General features: G+C 70.9%; 17 protein-coding genes. 12 read left to right on the top strand and 5 right to left on the bottom strand.

Annotated features, from left to right (window positions below):
• Positions 1-61: 61 nt before the first annotated feature.
• The 8 genes from KA711_04495 (at position 62) to KA711_04460 (ending at position 7,427) form a co-directional block, all read left to right on the top strand.
• Positions 62-787: a TerC family protein gene (locus tag KA711_04495; protein ID MCM0608239.1), complete on the top strand. Its 726-nt coding sequence runs from the start codon at positions 62-64 to the stop codon at positions 785-787.
• Complete coding sequence (locus KA711_04490) at positions 787-1,524, top strand: TerC family protein (protein ID MCM0608238.1); 738 nt, start codon at positions 787-789, stop codon at positions 1,522-1,524. The genes KA711_04495 and KA711_04490 overlap by 1 nt, the downstream gene beginning before the upstream one ends.
• Positions 1,525-1,536: 12 nt before the next feature.
• Positions 1,537-2,379, top strand: a complete 843-nt coding sequence (locus KA711_04485; GenBank protein MCM0608237.1) for a serine/threonine protein kinase — start codon at positions 1,537-1,539, stop codon at positions 2,377-2,379.
• Between the two features lie 85 nt (positions 2,380-2,464).
• A complete protein-coding gene (locus KA711_04480; protein MCM0608236.1) occupies positions 2,465-3,253 on the top strand; it encodes a Stp1/IreP family PP2C-type Ser/Thr phosphatase in 789 nt (262 codons plus the stop codon).
• A gap of 52 nt (positions 3,254-3,305) precedes the next feature.
• Complete coding sequence (locus tag KA711_04475; protein MCM0608235.1) at positions 3,306-3,959, top strand: FHA domain-containing protein; 654 nt, start codon at positions 3,306-3,308, stop codon at positions 3,957-3,959.
• Between the two features lie 58 nt (positions 3,960-4,017).
• Positions 4,018-4,806 carry a 3',5'-cyclic-nucleotide phosphodiesterase gene (locus KA711_04470; protein MCM0608234.1) on the top strand — a complete coding sequence of 263 codons (789 nt, stop codon included), beginning with the start codon at positions 4,018-4,020 and terminating at the stop codon, positions 4,804-4,806.
• A 169-nt stretch (positions 4,807-4,975) separates the two neighbouring features.
• On the top strand, positions 4,976-5,413 hold the full coding sequence (locus KA711_04465; protein ID MCM0608233.1) for a prepilin-type N-terminal cleavage/methylation domain-containing protein: 438 nt from the start codon (positions 4,976-4,978) through the stop codon (positions 5,411-5,413).
• Positions 5,414-5,663: 250 nt separating this feature from the next.
• Positions 5,664-7,427: an O-antigen ligase C-terminal domain-containing protein gene (locus KA711_04460; protein ID MCM0608232.1), complete on the top strand. Its 1,764-nt coding sequence runs from the start codon at positions 5,664-5,666 to the stop codon at positions 7,425-7,427.
• On the opposite strand, the gene moaC is transcribed toward KA711_04460, so the two are convergent.
• Positions 7,424-7,948 (bottom strand): cyclic pyranopterin monophosphate synthase MoaC, encoded by a 525-nt coding sequence (gene moaC / locus KA711_04455; GenBank protein MCM0608231.1) that lies wholly within the window; start codon positions 7,946-7,948, stop codon positions 7,424-7,426. The genes KA711_04460 and moaC overlap by 4 nt on opposite strands.
• A 146-nt stretch (positions 7,949-8,094) precedes the next feature.
• Between moaC and KA711_04450 the strand changes: the two genes are divergently transcribed.
• Complete coding sequence (locus tag KA711_04450; GenBank protein MCM0608230.1) at positions 8,095-9,663, top strand: M48 family metalloprotease; 1,569 nt, start codon at positions 8,095-8,097, stop codon at positions 9,661-9,663.
• 34 nt (positions 9,664-9,697) lie between these two features.
• Here the strand turns inward: KA711_04450 and KA711_04445 are convergent, their stop codons facing one another.
• On the bottom strand, positions 9,698-10,057 hold the full coding sequence (locus tag KA711_04445; protein ID MCM0608229.1) for a phage holin family protein: 360 nt from the start codon (positions 10,055-10,057) through the stop codon (positions 9,698-9,700).
• A 219-nt stretch (positions 10,058-10,276) separates the two neighbouring features.
• Between KA711_04445 and KA711_04440 the strand changes: the two genes are divergently transcribed.
• Positions 10,277-10,690, top strand: coding sequence for a hypothetical protein (locus KA711_04440; protein MCM0608228.1), 414 nt, complete (start codon positions 10,277-10,279; stop codon positions 10,688-10,690).
• A gap of 64 nt (positions 10,691-10,754) precedes the next feature.
• On the opposite strand, the gene KA711_04435 is transcribed toward KA711_04440, so the two are convergent.
• Both KA711_04435 and KA711_04430 read right to left on the bottom strand, forming a co-directional pair.
• A complete protein-coding gene (locus tag KA711_04435) occupies positions 10,755-11,711 on the bottom strand; it encodes an ABC transporter permease (protein ID MCM0608227.1) in 957 nt (318 codons plus the stop codon).
• A 68-nt stretch (positions 11,712-11,779) separates the two neighbouring features.
• Entirely contained in the window at positions 11,780-12,205 is a 426-nt protein-coding gene (locus KA711_04430; GenBank protein ID MCM0608226.1) for an Lrp/AsnC family transcriptional regulator, read from the bottom strand.
• A 134-nt stretch (positions 12,206-12,339) separates the two neighbouring features.
• On the opposite strand from KA711_04430, the gene KA711_04425 reads away from it, so the two are divergent.
• Positions 12,340-13,389, top strand: a complete 1,050-nt coding sequence (locus KA711_04425; protein MCM0608225.1) for an ornithine cyclodeaminase — start codon at positions 12,340-12,342, stop codon at positions 13,387-13,389.
• Between the two features lie 73 nt (positions 13,390-13,462).
• On the opposite strand, the gene KA711_04420 is transcribed toward KA711_04425, so the two are convergent.
• A complete protein-coding gene (locus KA711_04420) occupies positions 13,463-13,714 on the bottom strand; it encodes a hypothetical protein (protein ID MCM0608224.1) in 252 nt (83 codons plus the stop codon).
• A 130-nt stretch (positions 13,715-13,844) separates the two neighbouring features.
• Between KA711_04420 and KA711_04415 the strand changes: the two genes are divergently transcribed.
• Entirely contained in the window at positions 13,845-14,777 is a 933-nt protein-coding gene (locus tag KA711_04415; protein ID MCM0608223.1) for a LysR family transcriptional regulator, read from the top strand.
• Positions 14,778-14,781 lie beyond the last annotated feature (4 nt).

Genomic DNA, 14,781 nt, shown 5'->3' with positions numbered 1-14,781 from the left:
CGCCTAAAATGCCCTACTCGCCGCAAGGGTACCGCCGTGGTCCCCGGCACGAGGAGGCTTCATGGAGCAATTGGCGGACGCAAGCTTCTGGGTCGCGTTGGGCAAGATCGTCTGGGTCAACATCCTGTTGTCGGGCGACAACGCAGTCGTCATCGCGCTGGCCGCCCGCGGCCTGCCCGCATCGCAGCGAAAGAAGGCCGTGTTCCTGGGCAGTGCGGTGGCCATCGTCATGCGGGTGGTGCTGACGCTGTTCGCGGTCGAGCTGCTGCACTACCCGTATCTCAAGCTCGTCGGGGCGGCGTTGCTGTTCTGGATCGGCGTGCAGCTGATGGTGCCGGAAGACGACCACGAGGGTGGCATCAAGACGGCCGGCAACCTGGCCGGGGCCATCCGAACGATCCTCATCGCCGATCTCGTGATGAGCCTCGACAACGTCATTGCCGTGGCCGCCGCTGCCGAGAGCGGCCCGCCCGAAGCGCGTGTGCTGCTGCTCGTCGCGGGCCTGGGCCTTTCGATCCCGCTGATCATCTTCGGCAGCCAGGTGCTGATGAAGGTCATGGAGCGCTTCCCCGTGATCATCACGCTGGGCGCCGCGCTGCTGGGCTTCGTGGCCGGCGAGATGCTGGTGCACGACCAGGCGGCCGAGGGCCTCTTCACGCGGCTGGGCGGTCCGACGACGACGATCGTCGAGCTGGCCGGTGCCGTGGGCGTGGTGCTCGTCGGCCAGTGGCTCGCGCGCCGCCGCCGCGGTGCTGGCGACTCCTCCGGCAACCAGGGCACGACATGATGGACTTCCTGGCCCAGATCAGCTGGTTGGCGGTGCTCGAGATCATCGCCATCGACATCCTGCTTGGCGGCGACAACGCGGTGGTCATCGCGCTGGCGTGTCGCAACCTGCCGCCGGCCCAGCGTCGCATGGGCATCCTGTGGGGCACGGCCGGCGCCATCGTGCTGCGGGTGATCCTCATCTTCTTCGCGCTGTCGCTGCTGAAGTTGCCGTTCCTGAAGGTGGCCGGCGCGATCATGCTGGTGTGGATCGGCGTGAAGCTGCTGAGCGACAGCGGGTCCGAGTCGCACGGCGAGGTCGCCGGCAGCGACAAGCTCTGGGGCGCCGTCAAGACGGTCATCGTGGCCGACTTCGTGATGAGCCTGGACAACGTCATCGCCATCGCCGGTGCCGCTGAGACGGCCGCGCCGGGGCAGCAGCTGCCGCTGGTCATCTTCGGCCTGCTGGTGTCGATCCCGATCATCGTCTGGGGCAGCCAGCTGGTCATCAAGCTCATGGACCGCTTCCCGGTGGTGATCACGGCCGGCGGCATGCTGCTGGGTTGGATCGCCGGCTCGATGGCCGTGGGCGACCCGCTGCTGCTGCCCTACGTCCCCACGGTGCGGTCGGCCAATGCCGGCGACCTGCCTCAGGTCGTGGGCTGGCTGCGCTATGGCGCGGGGCTGGCCGGGGCCCTGCTGGTGCTGGGCATCGGCCGGGCCCTCAAGCAGCGCGCGGCGCAGCGCCACGCCATGTGATCGCCGCTGGCCATGCCTGAACCGGCCGGCAGCGACGGCGTCGTTGCCGGTTGGACGCTGATCCGCCGGCTTGGGGCCGGCGCGCAGAGCCAGGTCTGGCTCGCCCGTCGCGGTGACCAGATCGCCGCGTTGAAGGTGCAAACCCTGCCGGCCAGGCCGGGCCTGGAGGCCGCGGCCGAGGCCTTCCTGGCGGCCGTTCGGCTCGCCCAGGGTCTCGATCACCCGGGTGTCGTGGCCGTGTGGGACGCCGGCGTCGCCGGCTCCACGGCCTGGCTGGCGATGGAGCCGGTGCCCGGGACCGACCTGCAGCGCTACACCCGCCCGGCGCGCCTGCTGCCCGAGCCGGTGGTCGTGCGGGTGCTGGAGCGCGTCGCCCGCGGCCTCGCGCATGCCCACGCACACGGAGTCGTGCACCGTGACCTCAAGCCCGCCAACGTGCTGGTGAACTGGGCCGACGACGCGGTTCGCATCGTCGACTTCGGCCTGGCGTGGACCGTGGGCAGCAGCCCTACCGGCACCGGGATCGTGCCCGGCACCCCGGCCTACATGGCCCCCGAGCAGCTGGCGGGCGCCGAGCCCGACGCCCGCGGCGACCTCTACGCCCTCGGCGCCATGGCTTTCGAGCTGCTCGCCGGCCGACTTCCGCACGAAGCAGCCACCATGGGCGAGCTGCTGCGCCGCGTCGCCCAGGACCCGGTGCCGGACCTGGCGCAGTGGTGCCCGGGGATCACGCCCGCGTTGTCGGCGCTGGTGGCCCGGCTGCTGACCCGTGAGCGCACCGCCCGCCCCGACGATGCGCAGGCCGTGGCCGCGGCCTTCGCGGCCTTGCGGCGGGGCGGCTCTCCGTCACGCTGAGCCGGCTCTCGGGTCGCCGGGTTGCGCCGGTTCCGAGGCACAATCCTCCGCGTTGCACCACCCGCAGAAGACGCAGCCCGTGCCGATGAAGATCGAGCTCCATGCCGCCGTGGACCCGGGCCGGGCGCGCAGCAACAACGAAGACTCGGTCGCCACCGATGACGTCGTGGCGCTGGCGGTGCTGGCCGACGGCATGGGCGGCTACAACGCCGGCGAGGTGGCCAGCCACATGGCCACGTGCTTCATCCACGACGAGCTCGGGCGCTGGCTGCGCGAGGCCTCGGCCCAGGCCCCTGACGCCGAGGTGCGGCGGGCGATGGACATCTGCGTCGACAACGCCAACCGCGCGATCTACAACGCCGGCCACAGCAACCCGCAGTTCGCCGGCATGGGCACCACGCTGGTGATGGCCGTGTTCCGCGACAACCGTTTGCTGCTGGGCCACGTCGGCGACAGCCGATGCTACCGTCTGCGCGAGGGCAGGCTGCAGCAGATCACGCGCGACCACTCGCTGCTGCAGGAGCAGATCGACGCCGGCCTCATCACCCCGGAGCAGGCGGCCTTCTCGGTCAACAAGAACCTCGTCACGCGCGCCGTGGGCGTCGAAGACACCGTGCTGCTGGAGATCCACCAGCACGACGTGCAGACGGGTGATCTGTTCCTGCTGTGCTCCGACGGCCTGTCCGACATGCTCGATGACGACGGCATTGCCGAGGTGTTGCTGCAGCATGAGACGCTGGCGCAATGCACGCTTGCGCTCATCGACGCCGCCAACCATGCGGGGGGAAAAGACAACATCTCCGTGATCCTGGGCCGCGCAACCGCCAGCCCCGCGTCGTCTGCCGGCCGTTCATGGTGGCCGTTCAAGCACTGAGCGAACCCGGGCCACCTGGCGACCCCCGCGCGCACGAGGATTGAGGGCAGGCATGGGCAAACTGGTCGTTGCGTTGGACGGGGTGGTGATCAAGGAAGTCCAGCTCACGAAGGAGAAGACCACGCTCGGCCGTCGGCCCTACAACGACATCGTCATCGACAACCTCGCCGTCAGCGGCGAGCACGCGGTGTTGCAGAGGGTAGGGACCGACGTCTTCATCGACGACCTCAACAGCACCAACGGCACCTACATCAACGGCAAGGCCATCAAGAAGCAGCTGCTGGCGCGCAACGACACCGTCGAGATCGGCAAGTACAAGATCAGGTTCGTGGTTGATGAGAGCAGCGACCTCGAAAAGACCCTGATCCTGGGGTCGCCCGCCCCGGCCGCTGCGGCGTACGGCCCTGCCGCCACGTCGGGCTTCGGCGGCCTGCCCACGGCGGCGCTGGCGGCCTCGATCAAGGTGCTCAACGGCGCGGCCGCCGGCCGCGAGGTGGTGCTGACCAAGGTCGTCACCACCGTGGGCAAGCCGGGTGTGCAAGTGGCTTCGATCACCAGACGACCCGGCGGTTACGCCTTGGCACACGTGGAAGGCGCCACAGGGCCCAACATCAACGGTGCCCCCATCGTGGGCGTATCCGTGCCTTTGCGCAACGGTGACATCATCGAGCTTGCCGGCACCCAGATGCAGTTCATCTCACGGTAGGCGCCGCCCGGCACGCGTGTCCGACACGGGCGTGCGGCGCATCCATCTTCAATGCCTCATGCAGATTCGCGTGCTCGGATGTTCGGGATCCATCGCCGCCGGCAGCCGCACGACGGCTTTCCTGCTCGATGAGGATGTCCTCGTCGACGCCGGCACCGGCGTGGGGGACCTGACGCTGGACGAGATGTTCGCCATCGACCACATCGTCCTCACGCACTCCCACCTCGATCATGTGCTGGCCATCGGTCTTCTGGCCGACAGCGTCACGCGGCGGCGGCGTGCCGCCGGTCGCCCGTCCATAGGCGTGCATGCGCTCCCCGAGACGATTGCGGCCCTGAAGATGCATGTCTTCAACGGCATGATCTGGCCCGACTTCAGCCGCCTGCCCGATGCGGTCAACCCCGTGCTGCGTTTCCACACGCTGGCCGTGGGCGACGAGTTGCGCCTGGGCCGCCACCGGCTGGAGGTGCTCCCGGCGCGTCACACCGTGCCCGCCGTTGGCTATGCCGTGCACGGCGCCGCAGGGGCCTGGGTGTTCACCGGCGACACCGGCCCGAACCCAGGCCTGTGGCAACGCCTGGCCACCATGCACGTGGCCCAGCTCGTCATCGAGACCGCCTTCTCCGACGAGGAGCGCGGGCTCGCCAACATCAGCCAGCACCTGTGTCCGGCGATGCTGGCGCAGGAGCTGAAGCAGCTGCGGCACGCCACCGAGGTCTGCATCACCCACATCAAGCCCGGCGAGGTCGAGACCGTGATGGCCGAGATCCGTGCCCAAGCCAGTCCGCACCGCGTGCGTGCGCTGGCCACCGGCGACGTGCTGACCCTGGCCGACCCCGCGCCCTGACGCCTTGCGTCACTTGCGCCACCCGCGCGACGCGGTACGGCAGTTCCATCTGACCAATCGCGTCACTCGGTGTGCGGAATTGCGCATCAGGTGGCCGCTTGAACGCTGGCACGACCCCTGCGTTCATGGGGCGTGTCCTCCACCCAACCCTTTTTCCGGGAGTCTGTCCATGAAGCGTGTTCAGCAAGGTTTCACCCTCATCGAACTCATGATCGTCGTGGCGATCATCGGCATCCTGGCGGCGGTGGCGCTGCCGGCCTATCAGAACTACATGAAGCGCGCCGCCTACAGCGAAATCGTGGCGGCCATGGCCCCGTTCAAGTTGGCGGTTGCCGAAAACTTCCAGGCGGGTACGCCGCTGACAGAGATGGACGCTCCAGCCAACGGGGGTGCTACCACGGGCGGCCTGCCGCCCACCCCCGCGACCAGCACGGTCGGAGCGCTTTCCCAGATCGACGTTGTTGACGGCGTGATCACCGCGACGCCGCGCGCCTACAAAGGCATTCTCGCCACCGAGACCTGCACCCTCACCCCCGTGGCCGGTGGTGAGCGCTTGAACTGGACCTACAGCGGTCAGTGCGTTACCGCGGGTTACGTCAAGAACTGAGCAAGAGGGACTCCCGGCGCCGGCAGTGGGGGTCCACAGGCCCCCAGCGCTGAGCTGCCGGCCACCGAAGGCGACCAACCGGTCGCCTTCGGTCGTTTGTGCGGTCGCAGCGCGGTGCCTTCGGCGTCACGACCCGTGGAACGCGCCGACTCGGCGAGTGGCGTAGGCTTGCGCCCGTGGCCCTCCAGCGTTCTGCACACGATCTCCCAGCAGCTGTAGGCTCTTTCCGGGACGTGCATCAGGCGTGTTCATGAGGGAGCCTGCGTTGGCGCTGTACCCCGGCGATGCGGCTTCGCGAAGACTCGCCGCTGCTGCGGCGCTGCTCGCCGCCACCGTCCCCACCCTCGTCGCCTACAACGTCGCCCCTTCCCCGACCTTCCTCAACCAGGCCCTCGCCTTCGGCCTGTGGGCGGCCTTCGTGCTCACCCTGGCACCCGCGGCGCGGCGATTGCGGCTGGGCGCGCCCGAGCTGGCCATCGGCCTGCTCATGGCCGCCGTGGCCTGGTCGTGGGGGCCCGGCTCGCTGCCTTCCTCGCTGGCGCTGTCGTCGCTGTGCACGCTGGCCGCCGCGGTGCTGCTGCTGCAGGCCGGGCGGGTGGCCTCGGGCGGGCCGGCCGTGGGCGATGTGTTCGCGCTGTTCTGCTGGGGCCTGCTGCTGGCCGGCGTGCTGAACGTGGGGATCTCCTTGATTCAGGTGTTCATGCCGGCCTGGGCCGACGGGCAATGGATCGCGGCCTCGGGCCTGGTGGGCCGTGCCGTGGGCAACCTGCGCCAGCCCAACCACCTGAGCAGCGTGCTGATGTGGGCTTGCATCGCCATCGTCGTGCTCGTGGAGCTGCGCCGCCTGCCCTGGCAGGCTGGCGGCATGCTGCTGGCGGCGATGGTGTTCGCCGTGGTGCTCACGGCCTCACGCACGGGGCTGGTCAGCGTGCTGCTGCTGGCGCTGTGGGGCCTGCTGGACCGCCGCGCCGCGCGACCGGGCCGCTTGCTGCTGCTGGCCGCGCCGCTGGTCTATGCGCTGGCCTGGTGGCTGATGTCGCAGTGGGCCGCCAGCACGCAGCAGGCCTTCGGGGGCGCCGCGCGCCTGGCCGAGACCGACATCTCCAGCTCGCGCTTCGCCATCTGGGCCGACACGCTGGCGCTCATCCGCGCCCAGCCGTGGTTCGGCGTCGGCTGGGGCCAGTTCAATCTCGCCTGGACGCTGACGCCGTTCCCGGCCCGCCCGACCGCGTTCTTCGACCATGCCCACAACCTGCCGCTGCACCTGGCCGTGGAGCTCGGCCTGCCGCTGGCCACGGTGGTGCTGGCGCTGCTGCTCGGGGCCTTCGGCCGCGCCGCCTTGTGCGCCTGGCAGCAGCCGGGCGACGACGGGGTGGCGCGCCGTGGCGCCGTGCTGGTGGTGCTCATGATAGGCCTGCACAGCCTGCTGGAGTACCCGCTCTGGTACAGCTACTTCCTGCTGCCGGCGGCCTTCGCGCTGGGGGTGGCGCTGCGCCTCCCCGACGATGCCGCGCCGCCCCCGGCCACCTTGGCCGAGCGCCGCCCTGCGGCCTGGGTGCTGATGGCCGCTGCGCTGCTGCTGCTGTCGGGCGCCTCGCTGAGCACCTGGGACTACCGCCGCGTCAGCGAGATCTTCAAGGCCTCACCCAGCGCGCCGCCGCTGCAGCAGCGCGTGCAGGCCGGCCAGCGCAGCGTGTTCTTCGGCCACCACGCCGACTACGCCGCGGCCACCTCGAACGTCCCCGTCGACGACCGCGAGGCGGCCGTGGCGCGGGCCAGCCACTACCTGCTCGACACGCGCTTCATGATGGCCTGGGCGCGCGAACGGGCGGCCGCTGGCGACGACGCCGCGGCACGCCACCTGGTGGCGCGGCTGCGCGAGTTCCGCAGGCCGGATGCCGCCGGCTTCTTCGCGCCCTGCGCCAGCCCGGCTTCGGCCGTCGCGGCCTTCCAGTGCCAGCCCCCGCCCGATGCAACGCCGGCGTGGCGCGACTTCGTGCAGGATGCGCGTTAGCCGCCGTCCTGGGCGGGTGCGGCCACCCAGTCGCCGCTCTGGCCGCCGCTCTTGGCCAGCACGCGGATGCCGTCCATCACCATGCCGCGGTCGGCGGCCTTGAGCATGTCGTACACCGTGAGCAGGCCCACCTGCACGGCCGTCAGCGCCTCCATCTCCACGCCCGTGCGGCCGAAGGTCTCCACCTGCACCGTGCACTGCACCGCATGGGCGTCGGCGTCGAGCTCGAAGTCCACCGCCACGCGCGTGATCGGCAGCGGGTGGCACAGCGGCACCAGCTCGGCTGTGCGCTTGGCGCCCTGGATGGCGGCGATGCGCGCCACGGCGATGACGTCGCCCTTGCGGGCCTGGCCCGCGGCCACCAGCGCGAAGGTCGCCGGCAGCATGCGGATGCGCCCGGTGGCACGCGCCACGCGGTGCGTCTCGGCCTTGGCACCGACGTCGACCATGTGCGCCTGGCCCTGGGCGTCGAAGTGTGTCAGCGGCGGGTCGGCCGCGTGGGTTTCGTCGGGGTGGGGCATGGTCTTCACGTTCAGCAACGGGGCGGTGTCATGATAGCCAGCGGCCCCCGTGGCCGAGCCCGCGAAGGACGCCGTTGAACCTGGCCCTCCCCAAAGTCCCACTGCCCACCCGTTCGCGCCTGGGCGCCGCTGCGCTGGCGGCGTTGATGGCGGCCTCGTCGCTCGCGCCGGCCTGGGCGCAGCCGGCCGCGGCACCGGCCAACGCCGTGCGCCTGCCGGCCCTGGGCGAGGGCGCCTCGGCCGACCTCTCCGTCAACCAGGAGCGCCGCATCGGCGACGCCATCCTGCGCGAGGGCCGGCGCGACCCCGCCTTCCTCGACGACCACATCCTGCTCGACTACGTGCAGCAGCTGTATGCGCCGCTGCTGCGCGCCGCGCGCGCGCGCGGCGACATCGAGCCCGACGTCGACGCCGCGTTTGCCTGGGACATCTTTCTCGTCAACGACCGCAGCGTGAACGCCTTTGCCCTGCCCGGCGGTTATGTCGGTGTGCACCTCGGCCTCATCGCGCTGACTTCCACTCCTGATGCGCTGGCCTCGGTGCTGGCCCACGAGCTCACGCACGTCACCCAGCGCCACATCGCGCGCAGCATCGCGCCGCAGCAGCAGGCCTCGCTGCTGGCGGTGGCCGGGTTCTTGCTGGGCGTGCTGGCGGCCAGCCGCGGCAGCGGCGGCACCTCCATCGACGGCGCCAATGCCGCCATCATGGGCGGGCAGGCCGCGGCCATCCAGACGCAGCTCAATTTCACGCGTGCCATGGAGCGCGAGGCGGACCGGGTCGGCTTCGGGCTGCTGGCCGAAGCCGGCTTCAACCCCGCCGGCATGGCGCAGATGTTCGAGAAGCTCGACCTCGCCAGCCGCATCAACGACAACAACAGCTTCCCCTACCTGCGCACGCACCCGCTCACGATGGACCGCATCACCGAGGCCCGCACGCGCGTGTTGGCCGCGCCGATGCCGCTGCCCGAGCCGACGCTGCTGCACGCGCTGATGCAGGCCCGCGCCCGCGTGCTGATGGACCCGGGGGCGCAGAGCCTGGCGCGGCTGTCGGGCCAGAGCTCGTCGCCGCTGGTGGTGGAGCGCATCGCGGCGCGGATGGCCGGGGCGATGGCGGCGCAGCGGCTGAACGACCCCGCGCGCGCCGAACGCCAGGCCACCGAGGCGCGGGAGATGGCCGCCACGCTGCCCAGGCGCGACCTTCATGCCGAGCGCGCGCTGGCGCTCATGCACGCCGAGATCCGCCAGGCGGCCGGCGACACGCCCGGCGCGCTGGCGCTGCTGGATGCGCTGCCACCGGCACCGGCCGACGCCCCGCGCAGCGCCGCGCGTGCCCCGATGCTGATGCGGGCGCAGCTGCTGCTCGATCTGCACCGTGCGCGGCCGGGCAGCGAGGCCCAGGCCCTGCGCGCGAGCACCGAGACGCTGCAGACCTGGTTGTCCGAGCACCGGCACGACGCCACCGCCTGGGAGCGGCTGTCGGGCACGGCCGAGGCCCTGGGCCAGCGGCTGCGGTCGCTGCGCGCCGCCGCCGAGGCGCGCGCGGCGCTGGGCGATCTGCCTGGCGCCATCGACCGATTCCGCGTCGCGCAGCAGGCATCGCGCGACGATGCCGGCCCGCAGGACTTCATCGAGGCTTCGGTCATCGACGTGCGGCTGCGCCAGCTGGTGGCGCAGCGCCGCGAGTTGCAGCTCGAGGCCCGCGGCGGGCCGCCGTAAACCCGCATCCACCGCCCGCGCGGCGCCAGGGCGCTCAGTCCCTCGGGCGGCTGAAGATGCGCTCCACCGCGGCGTCGATGACCAGCCCGCACAGGCTGTACAGCAAGGAGCCCACCAGCGCGGCCACGAAGCCGGTGACGCCGAAGCCGTCGAGCACCGAGGCGGCGGCCCAGAACATCAGCGCGTTGATCACGAAGAGGAACAGGCCCAGCGTGAGAATGGTGACCGGCAGCGTCAGCAGCACCAGCAGTGGCCGCACCAGCGTGTTGAACAGCCCCAGCACGAAAGCGGCGATGAGGGCCGAGCCGAAGCTCGCCACCGTGACGCCGGCGTAGAGGTGGGCCACCAGCAGCAGCGCTGCGGCGAGCAGCAACCAACGCGCGATCAGCTTCATGACGCGACGATACCGTGGCGCGGATGCCGCGACGAGGCGCTCCACGGGGCGGAACGAGGCTTTTACCTAGGAAAAGCGCTTCTACTCCCTCGTGAGAGGCCTTACCATCGCGCTCGCTCGTTTGACGATCATGAGATGGGTTCATGAAGCGCGCCTCGCGCGGTTCATCGCACCCGCACCGCAAGCGGCATCCCTCATCCACTGATGGAGAACACCCACATGGCAACTGCGAAGAAAGCTCCCGCGAAGAAGGCCGCCCCGGCCAAGAAGGCTGCGCCGGCCAAGAAGGCCGCCCCGGCCAAGAAGGCGGCGCCCGCCAAGAAGGCCGCCGCCCCGGCCAAGAAGGCTGCCGCGCCGGCCAAGAAGGCCGCGCCGGCCAAGAAGCGCACCCCCAGCGCCGCCTTCATGAAGCCCATGACGCCCAGCGCCGCGCTGGCTGCCGTCATTGGCGACAAGGCCCTGCCGCGCACCGACGTGACCAAGAAGGTCTGGGAGTACATCAAGAAGAACGGCCTGCAGGACAAGGTCAAGAAGACCATGATCAACGCGGACGCCAAGCTCAAGGCCGTGGTCGGCACCAGCCCGATCAGCATGTTCGCGATGACCAAGGAGATCAGCAAGCACCTCAAGTGATCACCCGATCCTGAGGCAGCGCTGCTGCAGGGCCCGCGTCGCAAGGCGCGGGCTTTTTTTCTGCTCAGTTCGTGCGCAGCCTGGGGTCGATCCAGGCCACCAGCAGGTCGACGACGAAGTTGACGACGATCACCAGCGCCGCCAGCAGCATCACCACGTCACGCACCACCACGAGGTCGCGGTTGGCGATGGCCTGGAACACGAGCCGGCCGATGCCTGGCAGCACGAACACGCTCTCCACGACGATGGTGCCGGTGATGAGGTTGGCAAACTGCAGCCCGCCCACCGTGAGCACCGGGATCATCGCGTTGCGCAGCACATGGCGGCGCAGCGCCTGGCCTTGCGTGAGGCCCTTGGCGCGCGCGGTGCGAACGAAATCCTCCAGCAGCACGTCGAGCACGGCCGAGCGCGTGACGCGCGCGAGGATGGCCGCCTGCACCACGGCCAGCGCGATGGCCGGCAGGACGAGCGCGCGCAGGCCGAGCCAGAAGCCACCGCCGTCGTCCGCGTGCCAGCCAGGGAAGCCGCCCGCGTCCACCCACTGCAGGTGCACCGCGAACAGCAGAATCAAGAGGATCGCGAACCAGAAGTTCGGAATCGCGATGCCCATCTGGCTGGCCGCCATCACGCCCACGTCGCCCAGCCTGTTGTGGCGCGAGGCTGCGTAGACGCCCAGCACCAACGCCACGACGGCGGTGATGAGCATGGCGATCAGCGCCAGCGGCAGCGTCACCTGCAGCCGCTGCGCGATGAGTTCGGCCGTGGGCACGCCGTAGCTCAGGCTGGTCGCCGTCTCGCCGCCCAGCCAACCGCCCAGCCACTGCGCGTAGCGCGCCAGCGCGGGGCGGTCCAGGCCCAGCTGGGCTTCCATCGCCGCCAGCGACTCCGGCGTGGCGCTGTCGCCCAGGATCACCTGCGCGGCGTTGCCCGGCAGCAGCTCCAGAACCGCGAACACCACCACCGAGGCCACAGCCAGCGTGGCGATGAAGGTGACCAGGCGGCGCAGCAGGAAGGGGCCCATCGGCGGCGATGATGCCCGAGGGCCGCGTGCCCCGCCGGCGCGGGCGCGATGCAGGGCTGCACAGGCCCTCAGGTGAGCTTGTAGGTCTGCAGGTGGATGCTGGTCTCGGTGCCGGCGATGCCTCTGATGAGCCGCACCCGCTCCAGCACCGCGGCCAGCTCGCCGAGGTGGGGTGCGCGCAGCTCCGCCAGCAGGTCCCAGCGGCCGTTGGTGTCGTGCAGCGCGGCCACGCCGGGCTCGCCCAGCAGGTGGGCGATCACCTCGCGCGTCTGGTTGCCCTCCACCGTGATGCTCATCCAGGCGGTGATGCGCTGCGTTTCGACGTCGGGCCGCAGCAGCACCGTGTAGCCCACGAGCACGCCCTCGTCCTCGAGCTTGCGGATGCGGTTGGCCACCGTGCCGCGCGAGACGCGCAGCCGCTGCGCAAGCTCGGCCACGGGTGCGCGGGCGTTCTGGCGCAGCAACGCGATCAGTTGCAGGTCGGTCGAGTCCATGATGCATTGTGGCAGCCGTCGCTGCTGAAATGGCAGAAGCTTGACGCATCAGACGCACTTCTGGCGCTTCTGCTTGCCAGCCGGGCCGCGAAGAATCCTTCTGTCGCCGCAAGGCCCCTTCAAGCACCAGCCCCATGACGACCTTCCTCGCCCCCCAGGACATCGCCCACATCGTGGCCGCGCACGGCCTGCCCGCGGTGCTGGAGCGCCTGGCCGAGGCCATCGCCGCCGACTTCTGCCGCTGGCCCGAGTTCGACAAGGTGCCGCGTGTGGCCGCGCATTCGCGGCTGGGCGTCATCGAGCTCATGCCCGTGGCCGACGCCGAGCGCTACAGCTTCAAGTACGTCAACGGCCACCCGGGCAACGGCGCCGTCGGCCTGCCCACGGTGATGGCCTTCGGCGTGCTGGCCGACGTGACCACCGGCCAGCCTTTGCTGCTGAGTGAGCTCACACTCACCACGGCGCTGCGCACGGCCGCCACCTCGCTCGTGGCGGCGCGGGCGCTGGTGCGGCCGGGTGCGCGGACGATGGCGCTCATCGGCAACGGCGCACAGGCCGAGTTCCAGGCCCTGGCCTTCCACCACGGGCTGGGTGTGCGCGAGCTGCGCCTCTTTGACACCGACCCCGCCGCCACGGCCAAGCTGGTGCGCCACCTGCGTTCCGTGCCCGGCCTGGCGCTCACGGTCTGCGCCAGCACCGCCGAGGCCGTGCGCGGCGCACACATCGTCACCACCATCACCGCCGACAAGCGCAACGCCGTGATCATCGAGCCCGACATGCTGGAGCCCGGCATGCACCTCAATGCCGTCGGCGGCGACTGCCCCGGCAAGACCGAGCTGCACCCCGGCGTGCTGGAGGCCGCGAGCGTGTTCGTGGAGTACGAGCCGCAGACGCGCATCGAGGGCGACCTGCAGCAGATGCCGGCACACTTTGCCGTCACCGAGCTCTGGCGCGTGCTCACCGGCCAGGCGCCGGGGCGGCAGCGGGCCGACGAGATCACGGTGTTCGACTCGGTCGGCTTTGCGCTCGAGGACTACTCGGCGCTGCGCCTGGTGCAGCAGCTGGCTGCCGAGCTGGGGCTGGGGCAGCCGCTGGCGCTGATCCCGGCGCTGGCCGACCCCAAGGATCTGTACGCGCAACTCTTGCCGGCGCCGGCCAAGCGCTCGGCCTTGAAAGCGGCCTGACGAAGTCAGCGCACGCTCTGCAACGAAAGGGGCCGCCCTTGGGCGGCCCTTTCGTGCGCGCGGGCAGGCTCGATCAGCCCCGCTCGTGCCGGTCGGCCGCGGCCAGCATCTCGGCGGCCACGCGCGGGTCGTGGCGGGCCACCTCGCGGGCCATCGCCCGCACGCGGGCCGCTTCGGCCATGCGGCTGCGGTAGGCGTGATGCCGGGCCATCCCCTGGCGCAAGCTGGCGTAGGCCTCGCGCAGCGCTAGCACGGCTGCCACGGCGACGCGGGCGCCGCGGGGCTCGGCGACGTGGGCGGGGGTGTGGACGGTGACGGTGGTCATGGCGTTCGCCTTTCGGGTGAAGCTGCGATCGGCAGTTCGATGGGCGAGAGATTAGTGGTAACCCCAATGCCATTCAACTGAATGTTGTCCATGTAAGGTATAAACAGAACATATATCTCTTGAACCTGGCATGGCGCCCAACTTCCGCACGCTCGACCTGAACCTGCTGCGCGTGTTCGACGCCACCATGGCCGAGGGCAGCCTGACGCGCGCCGCGGCCACGCTGGCGATGACCCAGCCGGCCGTGAGCCACGCGCTCAAGCGCCTGCGCGAGCACCTGGGCGAGGAGCTGTTCGAGCGCGCCGCCCACGGCGTGCGCCCCACGCCGCGCGCCGAGGCGCTGTGGCCCGCCGTGCGCGACGCGCTGGCGGCGCTGCGCCAGAGCCTGGCCCCGGGCGACTTCGACCCCGCGCGCGACGAACACCAGTTCCACCTGGCCATGGCCGACTCCACCGCCTCGCTCCTGGCGCCGCCGCTGGTGCAGGTGATCGAGGCCACCGGCGCGCGCGCCAACCTGCGCGTGCTGCCGCTGACCACGCGCGACCCCACGGCGCTGCTCGACAGCGGCGAGGCCGATCTCGCGGTGGGTTTCTTCCCGGCGCTGATCACGCGCCTGGTGGCCCAGGGCGACACCGCGCACCTGCGCCACCAGCGGCTGTACGACACGCGCTATGTGTGCGTGATGCGGCAGGGCCACCCGCTGGCCGGCCGGCCCCTGGCGCTGGCCGACTTCGTCGCGGCGCACCACCTGCTCGTCAGCTTCTCGGGCCGGCCCTTCGGGCTGGTGGACCAGGCGCTGGCCGCACTCGGCCACAAGCGCCGCATCGTGCTGACGGTGAACCAGTTCGCCACCGCCGGCCGCGTCGTCAGTGCCAGCGAGCTGCTGGCGGTGCTGCCCGAGAGCTTCATCGGCGCCACCGGCGTGGCCGAGTCGCTGGCCGTGCGCGAGATCCCGCTGGCGCTGGACCCGGTGCACGTCGAGATGGTCTGGCACCTGCGCCGCGATGCCGACGCCGCGCACCGCTGGCTGCGGCAGCAGGTGCGGCAGGCCGCGGGCGGCTGAGCCG

It is taken from the genome of Ideonella sp. WA131b (assembly GCA_023657425.1).
In the GTDB taxonomy this organism is placed as follows: Bacteria; Pseudomonadota; Gammaproteobacteria; order Burkholderiales; family Burkholderiaceae_C; genus Rubrivivax.
Note: the sequence above shows the minus strand (reverse complement) of the source record. Positions and strands in the feature narration are given on the sequence as shown.

Excerpts from the sequence above, each read along its gene's own strand:
- KA711_04495 (MCM0608239.1), top strand. The coding sequence starts at position 62 with ATGGAGCAATTGGCGGACGCAAGCTTCTGGGTCGCGTTGGGCAAGATC.
- KA711_04490 (MCM0608238.1), top strand. The coding sequence starts at position 787 with ATGGACTTCCTGGCCCAGATCAGCTGGTTGGCGGTGCTCGAGATCATC.
- KA711_04485 (MCM0608237.1), top strand. The coding sequence starts at position 1,537 with ATGCCTGAACCGGCCGGCAGCGACGGCGTCGTTGCCGGTTGGACGCTG.
- KA711_04480 (MCM0608236.1), top strand. The coding sequence starts at position 2,465 with ATGAAGATCGAGCTCCATGCCGCCGTGGACCCGGGCCGGGCGCGCAGC.
- KA711_04475 (MCM0608235.1), top strand. The coding sequence starts at position 3,306 with ATGGGCAAACTGGTCGTTGCGTTGGACGGGGTGGTGATCAAGGAAGTC.
- KA711_04470 (MCM0608234.1), top strand. The coding sequence starts at position 4,018 with ATGCAGATTCGCGTGCTCGGATGTTCGGGATCCATCGCCGCCGGCAGC.
- KA711_04465 (MCM0608233.1), top strand. The coding sequence starts at position 4,976 with ATGAAGCGTGTTCAGCAAGGTTTCACCCTCATCGAACTCATGATCGTC.
- KA711_04460 (MCM0608232.1), top strand. The coding sequence starts at position 5,664 with ATGAGGGAGCCTGCGTTGGCGCTGTACCCCGGCGATGCGGCTTCGCGA.
- moaC (MCM0608231.1), bottom strand. The coding sequence starts at position 7,948 with ATGCCCCACCCCGACGAAACCCACGCGGCCGACCCGCCGCTGACACAC.
- KA711_04450 (MCM0608230.1), top strand. The coding sequence starts at position 8,095 with ATGGCGGCCTCGTCGCTCGCGCCGGCCTGGGCGCAGCCGGCCGCGGCA.
- KA711_04445 (MCM0608229.1), bottom strand. The coding sequence starts at position 10,057 with ATGAAGCTGATCGCGCGTTGGTTGCTGCTCGCCGCAGCGCTGCTGCTG.
- KA711_04440 (MCM0608228.1), top strand. The coding sequence starts at position 10,277 with ATGGCAACTGCGAAGAAAGCTCCCGCGAAGAAGGCCGCCCCGGCCAAG.
- KA711_04435 (MCM0608227.1), bottom strand. The coding sequence starts at position 11,711 with ATGGGCCCCTTCCTGCTGCGCCGCCTGGTCACCTTCATCGCCACGCTG.
- KA711_04430 (MCM0608226.1), bottom strand. The coding sequence starts at position 12,205 with ATGGACTCGACCGACCTGCAACTGATCGCGTTGCTGCGCCAGAACGCC.
- KA711_04425 (MCM0608225.1), top strand. The coding sequence starts at position 12,340 with ATGACGACCTTCCTCGCCCCCCAGGACATCGCCCACATCGTGGCCGCG.
- KA711_04420 (MCM0608224.1), bottom strand. The coding sequence starts at position 13,714 with ATGACCACCGTCACCGTCCACACCCCCGCCCACGTCGCCGAGCCCCGC.
- KA711_04415 (MCM0608223.1), top strand. The coding sequence starts at position 13,845 with ATGGCGCCCAACTTCCGCACGCTCGACCTGAACCTGCTGCGCGTGTTC.